The sequence below is a fragment of the Alteromonas sp. S015 genome (assembly GCF_036864485.1).
Classification (GTDB): domain Bacteria; phylum Pseudomonadota; class Gammaproteobacteria; order Enterobacterales; family Alteromonadaceae; genus Alteromonas.
In genome coordinates this window covers 218,190-230,625 of the sequence record NZ_JAZETO010000002.1, presented here as the reverse complement: position 1 = coordinate 230,625, position 12,436 = coordinate 218,190, and the positions used below count along the sequence as shown (strand labels likewise).

Below are 12,436 nucleotides of genomic sequence, written 5' to 3'. Positions count from 1 at the left end.
CTTAACCGCGCTTAAATGCAATCAACCAATAATAAAAGAGTGTGTATGAAGTTCATTATCCGTGCATTGATGTTAGGTGCTCTTCTCTCGTTTAATAGTGTTGCGCAAGAGGTTATGCTTGACCGCGTGGCTGTAATTGTTGATCAAGGTGTTGTGCTTGAAAGCGAAATTAAGGCCCTTGTACAAGACGTTAAACGCAACGCTGAAGCGAATGGTCAACAGCTACCATCAGACCGTGCGCTTCGTACACAGGCTATAGAGCGTTTAATCACTAAGAACCTTCAGCTTCAAATGGCAGAGCGTATGGGTATTCGCATAAGCGACCCACAGCTAGAGCAAACTATTACCAATATTGCAGCTAATCAGAAGGCAACGATTGAAGAGCTGCGCGCCCAGTTAGCAGCAGAAGGCATCGCATACGATGATTACCGCGAAGACATTCGCGAAGAAATTATCATGGGTGAAGTTCGCCGTGCGAATGTACGTCGCCGTGTCTATATCACGCCACAGGAAGTCGAAACATTAATTGACCTGATGGAGCAGCAAGGTGCTGAGCAAGCTGAATACCGCTTAGGCCACATTCTCATCGGCTTCCCGGCAGAGCCAACAGATGAAGATATCCAATCGGCACGTGAACGTGCAGACAAAGTTATCTCACTATTAGAGTCAGGCTCTGATTTTGCTAAAATAGCAATTGCATCATCGTCAGGTAATGAAGCATTAGAAGGTGGTGACATGGGATGGCTTAACATTAACGCTATGCCTACGCTTTTTGCTGAAGCTATTCAAAACAAAAACAAAGACTCGCTTGTTGGTCCAATTCGAAGCGGTGCGGGCTTTCACATATTAAAAGTGTTAGATACCCGCGGTATCGAGAAAGTCACCGTAGAAGAAGTTAACTCACGTCACATTCTTGTTAAGCCGTCGATCATCCTTAGTGAAGACAAGGCAAAAGCTATGCTTAGCCGTTTCAAAGAAGAAGTGAAAAATGGTGACGCTGATTTCGCGGAGTTAGCCAAGGAGTATTCGGAAGATCCAGGTTCAGCCCTTCGTGGTGGTGAACTAGGTTGGTCAGATCCAAATGTTTACGTGCCTGAATTTAAAGATGCACTCGCACAGCTTGAGCCGGGTGAATTTAGTGAGCCTGTGCGCACCGTACATGGCTGGCATTTAATTCAACTTGTCGACCGTCGTATTGATGATGCAACTGACAAGCGTAAAGAAGACAAAGCGTATCAGCTAATCTTCAACCGTAAATTTTCAGAAGAGACTGAAAACTGGCTACGTGAGATGCGCGATGCCGCTTATGTAGAAGTTATCGAATCGTAACTATAAGTTATTCATGAGTACACCAATTAAGATAGCAATAACGCCGGGAGAGCCGGCAGGTATCGGACCAGATTTGATAATAAAACTGGCCCAGGAAACATGGCAAGCACAGCTTGTCGTGTTTGCCGATGGCGATATGCTCAAAGCACGAGCTAGCACCTTAGGGTTGCCGTTGACGCTAATCGATTACGATGCTACTAACCCGCGAATTCAAGATGCGGGTTCGTTGTTTATTAAGCAGATAGATAAATCCGCTGATGTCACGCCGGGTGAGCTTGATAGCGAAAATGGGCTATATGTAGTAGAAACCCTTCGCCAAGCGTGTCAGGCAAACATGGAGGGCGACTTCGACGCAGTAGTGACAGGCCCAGTTCACAAGGGCATCATCAACAAAGCGGGCGTATCGTTCAGCGGCCACACAGAATTTTTCGCCTATCAGTCCAATACCATTGATGTGGTTATGCTATTGGCAACTGAGGGACTTAATGTGGCACTGGCCACCACCCATATCCCTCTTGAATATGTGGCGAAAGCTATCACTCGAGAGCGTCTTCATAAGGTCATTCATATTATCAACACCGACCTTAAACTGAAGTTCGGTGTCAAAGAGCCTCATATCTATGTATGTGGCTTGAACCCTCACGCGGGTGAAGATGGTCATATTGGTACTGAAGAGATCCATACCATCATTCCTGCGCTGAATGAACTTCGAGAAGAAGGCTTAAAAATAACAGGCCCTCTGCCAGCTGACACCATATTTCAGCCAAAATACCTAGAAAATGCTGATGTGGTATTAGCGATGTATCACGATCAAGGCTTACCCGTGCTAAAATACAAGGGTTTTGGGGCATCAGTGAATATCACGCTAGGGTTACCCTTCATTCGTACCTCGGTAGACCACGGTACTGCACTAGATTTAGCAGGAAAAGGTGAAGCCGACGCCGGTAGTTTCAGGAAAGCATTGGAAAAAGCCATCGAGCTTGCACATCATCAACAATGAGTAAAACACACTTAGGCCATACGGCCAGAAAGCGATTCGGTCAAAATTTCCTTCACGATGACTACGTGATTGGCAAGATTGTTGCGGCCATTGCACCAAAAAATGAACAGAACTTAGTAGAAATAGGGCCAGGTTTAGGCGCACTAACAGACCCCGTCTGTGAAGAAGTAGACGCACTCACAGTCATTGAGTTAGACAGAGATCTTGCTAAGCGCTTGCGACATCACCCATTTAATGGCGATAAGCTAACGGTTATTGAACAAGATGCAATGACCATGGACTTTGGCGCCCTTTCTAAAGAGATGCCGATAAAAGACAAGAAACTGCGCGTGTTTGGCAATTTACCTTACAACATTTCAACGCCGCTGATGTTTCATCTTTTTGACCACGCGAATTGTATCGAAGACATGCATTTTATGCTTCAAAAAGAGGTTGTAAACCGTTTGGCAGCGGGACCGGGTTCGAAAAATTACGGAAGGCTTTCGGTCATGGCGCAGTATTACTGCCACGTCATTCCTGTGTTGAATGTTCCGCCTGGCGCGTTTAAGCCACCTCCGAAGGTTGACTCTGCAGTAGTAAAGCTTGTGCCACATCAGACTCCTCCTGTAGACGTTGAGTCCGTAAATACCCTTGAGCGCGTTTGCGCACAAGCTTTCAACCAGCGCAGAAAAACCATTCGCAACTCATTAAAAGACAGTTTGAGTGAGGAAGAAATCCGAGAGCTAGGCATCGACCCAACTTCTCGCGCTGAAGTGCTGTCACTAAACGATTTTGCCACTATAGCAAACGCTGTGTCGGCAAAAGAGCACCAACAAGAGCAATAAGTTCTCTATGGATGTACTTGATATTAAAGTGCGGGTGAAAACCCGCCACCTGCCCGACCATCTTCCGTCAGATTCAAAGCAATTTGCCTTTGCCTACCACATTACGATTGAGAACAATAGCAGCCATACAGTACAGCTACTCAGCCGATATTGGAAAATTACTGACGCAAATGGCAAAACATCAGAAGTTGAAGGCGATGGGGTTGTAGGCAAGCAACCGATCATGAAAGCCGGTGAACATTTCGACTATACCAGTGGCGCAGTCATTGACACACCGGTTGGGAATATGGAAGGCTACTATGTCATGAAGCTAGAGAGCGGTGAGCGTTTTCGCGTTCCAGTGAGCGTTTTCCGTTTAGCCATTCCAAGTATTCTCCATTAAGGTGTCTATGACGCAAGGTAATACGTACGTCATCGGCGATATACAGGGCTGTTACAATGGCCTTCGTCGCGCGCTAGATAAAGTAAATTTCGACGAAACGAACGATAAATTATTCGCAGTAGGTGACCTGGTTGCCCGAGGAGAGGACTCGTTAAGCACGCTGCGTTTTTTAAAATCTCTTGGCAACAACTTTAACAGTGTTCTAGGTAACCACGATCTTCACCTGCTTGCTGTTGTAAATGATATCCGCAAAGCCAAAAAATCAGACAAGCTAGAGCCTCTTCTCAATGCCGCGGACCTGACTGAACTCATTGACTGGCTTCGCCAGTTCCCGCTGGCATTGAAATTAGACGAGCAATCAGTAATGGTGCACGCTGGGCTTTACCCCAAATGGTCTATCGATGAGTGTGTTTCACTTAGTGACGATGTCAGCAATATTCTCAAATCAACAGATTACGCTGCTTTTCTTTCAGAAATGTACGGGAATAAGCCAAGTAACTGGTCGAGTGACCTTACAGGCAACGAGCGACTTCGTTTTATTGTAAATGCCTGTACACGCATGCGCTTTGTTCATACTGATGGCACGCTCGATTTCGATAATAAATCTCATCCTAGCGCAGTATCGCACAGTACTAGTAGCACGCTAAAGCCATGGTTTGAAGTAACAAATAAAACACTAAAAGACGCCGAAAGGGTAGTGTTTGGACACTGGGCCGCGCTTTCAGGGCAAACAAATAGCCGTCAATTTATCGGGCTAGATACAGGTTATGTTTGGGGGCAAAGCATGACTCTGCTGCACCTGGACTCCGCCTCACTTGTGAGTATTTCTGCATAACACTGGCTTAACCTGGCCTCTCAATACTACATATAGCACATACTAAGTTGCATAATTTCTTGCGTTAACTGGTATTACCAGTTTAACTTACTAGACATAGGTGCTAAATAAAATAAACTTTAAGTTATTGTAGCCGATACATTTACTCACAATAGAGATGATTGTGTCTCACTCTCTATTCAGTTATATAGCAAACTAGCTTATTTAATCGCTATATTTTGTTTACTGAGACGGGTAATATCGTCTGGGATAAAAATAAAAAACACTCATCCAGGAGTTCCGATGAAAATAACGGTAGCCACACGCGTAATCGGGGGGTTTGTAGCCATTAGCGCACTTCTGATTGTCATTAGTGTTGTTTCACTTTATAACCTCAACTCAATAGGCTCAGCAACGGAAGAAGTTAATGATGTTGCTCTCCCCACCGTAGCAGGTAGCAATGCGCTCAAAGCTAGCTTTCTCAATATGGGCCGACTTACCTTCGAAAGTTATATCGAAGAAGATCTAAACGGTTTAAAAGAGAAACGAACATCTTTTAACTCTGCCAAGGATACCTTTGAAAGCGAATATAAAAAGCTGGCGCAGGCGGTTAATGACGAGCCAGAACTAAAAAGCACGCTGAATACTGTACGTGAATCATATGAAGCGTATATCACCAATGTTGAAGCGATGTACAAAAATCACCAAATGTATCTTGATATACGCAATACAATTCAAGACAGACTGGGTGATGCAGAAGACAGTGCAGACGATGCATCTACGTATCTTCTGGATTTTTCAGACTTAGACTCCGTTCAACGTGATCCAAACCTTCAGCGCGCAGCAGAAATTGGCAGCCAACTTGAGACCTCTCTGCTTTCTTTGTTAACCGTTTCCAACGAATATATTAAGACAGAAACACTGGTTCGTTCACAGACGCTAGGCAACGAAGTTGATTTAGTTGTCGAGAAGGTGGTCACACAGCTAAGTGACATGATGCAAACAGCTGGCGGACGGGACGATTCTGGTACTCTCGATGATATTAACGACTTGGTTAATAACGCTATTAACGCAATTAAAGCTAATGATGGCGTTGCTCAGCTTCATGTTGACCGCCTAGAACGCAGAAATGACGCTGAAAAAGCACTCAACGTTTCAGACTCAAATATCGCGCAAGCTGTGGTTGCCCTTGAGAACCTACTTAATCTTGCAGACAAGAAAGCTTCACACGTGGAAAGTGAGGTCAATGGCGCCATTGCGACAGGTAACACTTTTGTTATCGTAGTTGTCATTATCTCTATCGCAGTAGCAGCATTCATTGGCTATGTAACTGTTCGCGCTATCACGCGTCCGCTTTATCGTGTAAATGAACTTCTTACCGTGGCTTCGTCGGGTGACCTTACTCATCGCCTAGACGATTCGGCGCAAGATGAATTTGGCCTTTTAGCCCGAAACTGTAATACACTTATTGGCAATCTAAAGGAACTGATTACTGCAATTAACGTTCGCGCTGAACAGCTGGCAGCAGCATCAGAACAGACGTCTGCGGTGACGGCGCAGACTACTCATTCGATTCAAGACCAGAAATCACAAATTGGTCAAGTAGCAACAGCAACCACTGAAATGCACTCTACATCGCAACTGGTTGTGCAGAATGCTGAAGATACGCTAAGTCAAATTCGCCACGCAGATGCCGAAGCTGAAAACGTACGCAACATCTCGCTAGAGAACAAAAACACGATAGAGATCCTATCTCGCGATGTTCAAGAAGCGGCAGACGTTATCAATAAGCTTCATCAAGACAGTGCAAGTATTGGCAGTATCTTAGACGTAATTCGTGGCGTTGCAGATCAGACCAACTTACTCGCCTTAAATGCTGCCATTGAAGCAGCGCGTGCTGGTGAGCAAGGCCGAGGCTTCGCGGTGGTTGCTGATGAAGTAAGAACCCTTGCAAGCCGTACTCAAGAATCGACACAAGAAATCAACGCCATGATTGAAGTACTTCAAGCAGGCGCTGAAAAAGCGGTGTCGGTGATGAACCAAGGCAAAGAGCAAACTGCAGCGTGTGTAGCGCAAACTGAAAAAGCCACGCAGGCTTTGGACATCATTTCAGACGCGGTTCACAAAGCCCATGATGTGAGCTCTCAGATTGAACAGTCTGCGCGTGAACAAAATACGGTCTCTCAAGAAATCAGTGAGAAGCTTGAAACAATTGTAGGTATTGCTGAAGAGACGACCGCAGGTGCCCAGCAAACGTCTGAGTCTAGTCATGAAGTAGCGCGACTTGCTGAAGAGCTGCAGCAGTCTATCAGACAGTTCAAAGTGTAACGCTTTTTACATAGAATACGTTAAAAGGGGCAACGGCCCCTTTTTTTTATTCTCAAAAGTAATGCTAGCGAGTTTTCGGATTGTATAGTGATTATCCTAGAAGAGTTTAACTGAGCATTAACCCGCTTTGTTTCGTATAAGCACTATTCGTAACAAACCATTAATTCAGCATGATATTTTCCCGTTTTAGCATGTTTCTTTTAATTACTACTTTATTGGTGTCTACTGTGAGCCAGGCTGAGCCATCATATTACAAAGATACAGAAACGCTACCTTATTCCATTATCGAGACCTTAAATGAAGATATTGAAGTGAGGCATTACAATGAAGCGTTAGGCGTGATGTCTAGTGGGAATGAGGATAACGGAGCATTTCAGCTACTCTTTAATTATATCTCTGGTGAGAATACATCCAGTAGCAATGTATCAATGACGTCCCCCGTAGAAGTTGGAAAGCGCTCTAAAGAAATTGCAATGACCTCTCCTGTCGAAGTCTCATCTTCGGACACCATGATGTTTTTCTTGCCCAGTAAGTATGACATTGAAAGTGCACCTGTGCCCACGCATGAAGCTGTGTCGCTCGTCACTGTGCCAGCGAGAACGGTTGCCGCTATACGTTATTCAGGCTTCAACAAAGACAGCGATAAGAAGCAGTATACGAATAAACTGCTTAAAGCGCTGAGAGACAATAATATTAAGCTTGATGGCGAACCTAGTTATATGAGCTACGATTCGCCATTTACCCTACCGTGGAATAAACGTCACGAAATCATTGTACCAGTCAACATTTTGAAAGCACCTGCAAACTGATGTTAAATAAAAACGGCCGCCTTTAAGGCGACCGTTTTTGGGGTCATTCAGCACAGTAGATGCTTACTCAAACAATGCGGTGTGTAGTTTGCGTACCACATCATTGCTATCAGTCTCGTTAACTAAGAACGACAAGTTGTGCGGGTTGGCGCCAAAACAAATCATGCGCAGGTTGAAGTCTGAAACCGCAGCCAAAATCTTGCTAGAAACACCCACTGCCGTTTGCATGTTGTTACCTACAACGGTGACAAGATCGTAGCCTTTTTCCACTTTTACATCACAGATGGTTTCCAGTTCAGCAATGGTCTCTTTATTTAATCGCTGGGCCACCGAGTTGGCTGGATTATCAAGGGTAAAAGATACTGAGATTTCTGACGTGGTTACCAAGTCAACACTTAGCTTGTGCTTAGCGATAATGGCAAATACCTGCTGCAGGAAACCTTGCGCGTACATCATCTTTGGTGTCTTCACTGTCACCATTACCTGCTCTTTACGACGAGTAATAGCGCGATACGGTGGTTCGTGTTCACAATCACGCACAATCCATGTACCGCCTTTTTCAGGCTCTTTACTTGACCCTACAAACACTTTAATGTCTTTGCGAAGCGCAGGCTCCATGGTGGCAGGGTGTAGTACCTTGGCACCAAAAGTGGCCATTTCCGCGGCTTCTTCAAAGCTGAGTTCAGGTAACGGATGGGCCGCTGGAGTAATGCGTGGGTCAGTTGTGTACACACCCGTTACATCAGTCCAAATCTCGCACGATTCGGCATCGAGTGCTTCGGCAAGTAGCGCCGCCGTAAAATCAGAACCACCACGACCTAGCGTTGTGGTGCGGCCTTCCTCATCGGCACCAACAAAGCCTTGAGTAACCACTATCGCGTCCTTAGTTTCAGGTGCCAGCAGTTGTTTAGATAGCTTTTCGATTTCTTCGATTTGCGGCGCGCCTTCCCCGAACTCACTGTCCGTACGCAGCACCTTACGTACGTCAAAGTTCATGGTTTTTACACCCTGCTCTGCAAGCACTGAGGCGAACATCAGCGATGACATTCGCTCTCCCATAGAAAGCAGCTGATCTTTCAAATCATCGCGGTGAAGGATCTCTTCGTGAAACGCTAAGCTTCGCATTTCATCTAACAAGTCGTTGAGTTTAGGCTCAACCGCGTCTTTATCCTTCAACTTGTTAAGAATAGCCAGCTCAATGTTGATAATAGCCTGACAGGTCTCTTCAATTTGCTGTTGCGTCATAGGTGTATGCGCTAAACTTACTAGATGATTGGTTACACCTGCTGCAGCGCTCACTACCACAATGCGCGTTTTGTCATTACCGGCAACAATTCGGGCGCAGTTCTGCATTACTTCGTAATTCGCAACGCTAGTTCCACCGAACTTAGCTATCGATAAGGCATTTGTCACTATATTTAACTCCAGAATAAAACTAGCTTTTTGCTAGCAGCAACCGCGCGCTCTGCGCAGTTAATCAATCGTAATTTGGTCGCCTACTTTTATATTATTCTCGGCAAACCACCCTTGGTTCATTTCCAATGCGTAAAGTACCTCTTTCGATGATCCGACCGACTCCAAACTATGAGGAGTGAGAGGTTTTATATCCGTTATTACGCCTTTTCTGTCGATAAATGCTACGTCTAGAGGAACAAAGGTATTTTTCATCCACATGCCCGCGAGTTTGGGGCTAGAAAACTTAAAAAACATACCGCAGTCTTCGCACAAGGCTTTACGAAACATAAGCCCCTGAACTCGTTGTTCGAAGGTTTTGGCATACTCTATTTCATAGTGCTTGCCACCTATCTCCAGTGTAACGGATTCAAAGTCCACTGAATTCAGCGACGATACAGGGTCAACCTGCGCTTTTGCACACCCTAAGGTTAATACAAGTGCTGCAACAATAAAGAAAGATTTCCCCATTAGACATTCCTTTTCACCATAAAAAAAGCCGGTCACCTTAACGGCCCCCGGCTTTGTAGTTTATACACTATTTTAAGCAACATTCAATGTTGGAATAATGCGCGCTTTCGCTTCTTCTTCAGCCTTTTTAAAGCTAGGCATTTTGTCGAAGTTTAAGTAGCGGAATACTTCACCCGACATCGCGTTAATTTTGCTAGCGTATTCCATGTATTCTTCAGCAGTTGGAATGCGTCCAACAATGGCACCCACCGCGGCAAGCTCAGCTGAGGTCAAATAAACGTTCGCCCCATCGCCCAAGCGGTTAGGGAAGTTACGAGTAGACGTTGAAAGCACGGTTGTGCCCGCATCAACCCTTGCTTGGTTACCCATACATAGTGAACAGCCCGGCATTTCTGTGCGCACGCCGACGCGACCATAAATGTTGTAGTAGCCCTCTTCCATTAATTGAGCTTTGTCCATTTTCGTCGGTGGTGACATCCATAAACGCGTGGGTAGCGTTTTGTTGTACTGCTCAAGTAACTTACCGGCTGCACGGAAGTGGCCAATGTTTGTCATACATGAACCAATGAATACTTCGTCCACTTTGTCGCCTGCAACATCAGACAAGGTTTTCGCGTCGTCTGGATCATTAGGACAGCAAACAATGGGCTCTTTAATTTCATTAAGGTCAATTTCGATGACCTCAGCGTACTCGGCATCTGTATCGGCGCGCATTAATTCTGGGTTAGCTAGCCACTCTTCCATTTTCTGCGCACGGCGCTCTAGCGTACGTGGGTCGCCATAACCTTCGTTAATCATCCAGCGAAGCATGGTAATGTTTGAACGCAGGTATTCAGCAATCGATTCTTCAGATAGGTTGATAGTACAACCTGCTGCCGAACGTTCCGCCGACGCATCGGACAGCTCGAACGCCTGCTCTACCGTTAAGTTTTCTAGGCCTTCAATCTCTAATATACGGCCAGAGAAGGCGTTAATTTTCCCTTTCTTCTCTACCGTCAATAGCCCTTGTTTAATGGCGTACAGCGGAATGGCGTGTACTAGGTCGCGTAACGTAATACCCGGTTGCATATCGCCTTTAAATCGCACCAGTACCGATTCTGGCATATCAAGGGGCATAACGCCGGTTGCTGCAGCAAACGCCACTAAGCCAGAACCCGCGGGGAATGAAATGCCTAACGGGAAACGAGTATGCGAGTCACCACCCGTGCCTACTGTGTCAGGCAGCAGCATACGGTTTAACCAGCTATGGATAATGCCGTCACCGGGGCGAAGCGATACCCCACCCCGATTCATAATAAAATCAGGAAGCGTGTGCTGCGTTTCTATATCCACCGGCTTTGGATAAGCGGCGGTGTGGCAGAATGACTGCATGGTTAAATCGGCAGTAAAGCCAAGACAGGCTAGGTCTTTAAGCTCATCGCGGGTCATTGGCCCCGTGGTATCTTGCGAGCCCACGGTTGTCATTCTAGGTTCACAGTAGGTACCTGGTCGAATACCTTCAACACCGCACGCCTTACCCACCATTTTTTGCGCTAGCGAGAAACCCGCTCCACTGTCTTTTGGCTGTTCAGGCGTACGGAATAAATCCGTTGGGCCTAAACCTAATGTCTCTCGCGCCTTCTCGGTAAGGCCACGACCAATAATCAGGTTGATACGTCCACCTGCGCGCACTTCATCCAGAATCACCTTCGACTTGTAGCTGTATTCTGCAAGAAGCTCACCGGTTTCGTGGTTGGTGATTTTGCCTTCAAAGGGGTAGATGTCTATCACATCCCCCATATTCATTTTTTCCACATCGGCTTCAAACACCAACGCACCGGCATCTTCCATCGTATTAAAAAAGATAGGCGCGACTTTTGAACCAATGCACACGCCGCCGCCTCGTTTATTAGGCACACCCGGTAAGTCTTCACCAAAGAACCACAACACAGAGTTAGTTGCCGACTTTCGTGACGAGCCGGTACCGACTACATCACCGACAAAAGCAACAGGATAGCCCTTACTTTTGACTTCTTCTATTTGCGCCATTGGGCCTTTAACGCCTGGCTCTTCTGGCTCTAAACCTTCGCGCGGCATTTTGTAGGCTGCCAGGGCGTGCAGAGGAATATCTGGGCGAGACCATGCGTCGGGGGCGGGCGACAAGTCATCAGTGTTAGTTTCACCCGTTACTTTGAACACCGTATAAGTAATTTTATCGTCCATTAATTTGCGCGACGTGAACCATTCACCTTCCGCCCAAGATTTAATGATGTCGGTGGCATGCTCGTTACCCGCTTTGTGTTTTTCTTCCACATCGTGATAAGCATCAAACATTAGAAGGGTGTGTTTTAGCTCTTTGGCTGCCAACGGCGCAAGCGCTTCGTCATCAAGTAGTTCAACCAAGGTGGCAATGTTATAGCCACCATGCATATTACCTAATAACTCAACGGCTTTTTCTTTAGAGATAAGCTCACAGCTGTCTTCGCCTTTAGCGATTGCACTTAAAAAGCCCGCTTTAACGTAGGCCGCTTCATCAACCCCAGGCGGTACACGTTCTGAAATCAGTTCTAAAAGGAATTCGCTTTCACCCTCTGGTGGATTCTTTAATAAATCAACCAGGCCAGCTACCTGTTCAGCGTTAAGCGGTTTAGGTGGAATATTTTGAGCGGCACGTTCTTCAACGTGATTGCGATAGTCTTGTAACACAGTCTCTTCCTCTAAGTTAGCTTGCGCGATGGGAGTAAACATTCTTGTACGCACTTGACGCAAGGTGTGTTTAATCAATCATGAACAGTATAACTTCACGGGCTCATCTTTTAAATTTTGCTGCCTTTTAATTCACTTATAACCGCTATTCATACCATTACTTTTAAACGACAAAAGCGATTAAAAAGAAATAAGCAAAGTCACCTTAGCAATAACCCTATAAATAAGTTATAGGGTTTTATGATTTAAAGGCAAGGTGTTAGTTGCACATGTAGCTTCCTCAATTAAAGAGAACTATAAACGATTTACAGCAGCGAGTGAGAGTCTTTGCATTGGGGCTGC

10 protein-coding genes are annotated in these 12,436 nt (G+C 45.7%); 7 read left to right on the top strand and 3 right to left on the bottom strand.

Annotated features, from left to right (window positions below; genetic code table 11):
• The first annotated feature begins 15 nt into the window (after positions 1-15).
• The 7 genes from surA to V7R42_RS05015 all read left to right on the top strand — a co-directional run bounded on the left by surA (position 16) and on the right by V7R42_RS05015 (position 7,486).
• Positions 16-1,329 carry a peptidylprolyl isomerase SurA gene (surA, locus tag V7R42_RS05045; protein WP_334019113.1) on the top strand — a complete coding sequence of 438 codons (1,314 nt, stop codon included), beginning with the start codon at positions 16-18 and terminating at the stop codon, positions 1,327-1,329.
• Between the two features lie 13 nt (positions 1,330-1,342).
• The gene (gene pdxA / locus V7R42_RS05040) at positions 1,343-2,329 is read left to right on the top strand and encodes a 4-hydroxythreonine-4-phosphate dehydrogenase PdxA (RefSeq protein WP_334019112.1); all 987 of its coding nucleotides are present in this window, start codon (positions 1,343-1,345) and stop codon (positions 2,327-2,329) included.
• Complete coding sequence (rsmA, locus tag V7R42_RS05035) at positions 2,326-3,153, top strand: 16S rRNA (adenine(1518)-N(6)/adenine(1519)-N(6))-dimethyltransferase RsmA (RefSeq protein ID WP_334019111.1); 828 nt, start codon at positions 2,326-2,328, stop codon at positions 3,151-3,153. The genes pdxA and rsmA overlap by 4 nt, the downstream gene beginning before the upstream one ends.
• Positions 3,154-3,160: 7 nt before the next feature.
• Positions 3,161-3,535 carry a Co2+/Mg2+ efflux protein ApaG gene (gene apaG / locus V7R42_RS05030; protein ID WP_334019110.1) on the top strand — a complete coding sequence of 125 codons (375 nt, stop codon included), beginning with the start codon at positions 3,161-3,163 and terminating at the stop codon, positions 3,533-3,535.
• Positions 3,536-3,542: 7 nt separating this feature from the next.
• Positions 3,543-4,370, top strand: a complete 828-nt coding sequence (locus V7R42_RS05025; protein ID WP_334019109.1) for a symmetrical bis(5'-nucleosyl)-tetraphosphatase — start codon at positions 3,543-3,545, stop codon at positions 4,368-4,370.
• A gap of 282 nt (positions 4,371-4,652) precedes the next feature.
• On the top strand, positions 4,653-6,677 hold the full coding sequence (locus V7R42_RS05020; protein WP_334019108.1) for a HAMP domain-containing methyl-accepting chemotaxis protein: 2,025 nt from the start codon (positions 4,653-4,655) through the stop codon (positions 6,675-6,677).
• A gap of 227 nt (positions 6,678-6,904) precedes the next feature.
• Positions 6,905-7,486: an SOUL family heme-binding protein gene (locus V7R42_RS05015; RefSeq protein WP_334019107.1), complete on the top strand. Its 582-nt coding sequence runs from the start codon at positions 6,905-6,907 to the stop codon at positions 7,484-7,486.
• 63 nt (positions 7,487-7,549) lie between these two features.
• Here V7R42_RS05015 and lysC read toward each other — a convergent pair whose 3' ends face one another.
• From lysC to acnB, 3 genes are all read right to left on the bottom strand, one after another.
• Positions 7,550-8,899 (bottom strand): lysine-sensitive aspartokinase 3, encoded by a 1,350-nt coding sequence (gene lysC, locus V7R42_RS05010; protein WP_334019106.1) that lies wholly within the window; start codon positions 8,897-8,899, stop codon positions 7,550-7,552.
• A gap of 60 nt (positions 8,900-8,959) precedes the next feature.
• Positions 8,960-9,409: a DUF192 domain-containing protein gene (locus V7R42_RS05005; protein ID WP_334019105.1), complete on the bottom strand. Its 450-nt coding sequence runs from the start codon at positions 9,407-9,409 to the stop codon at positions 8,960-8,962.
• A gap of 72 nt (positions 9,410-9,481) precedes the next feature.
• Complete coding sequence (gene acnB, locus V7R42_RS05000) at positions 9,482-12,094, bottom strand: bifunctional aconitate hydratase 2/2-methylisocitrate dehydratase (RefSeq protein ID WP_334019372.1); 2,613 nt, start codon at positions 12,092-12,094, stop codon at positions 9,482-9,484.
• Between the last annotated feature and the right edge of the window lie 342 nt (positions 12,095-12,436).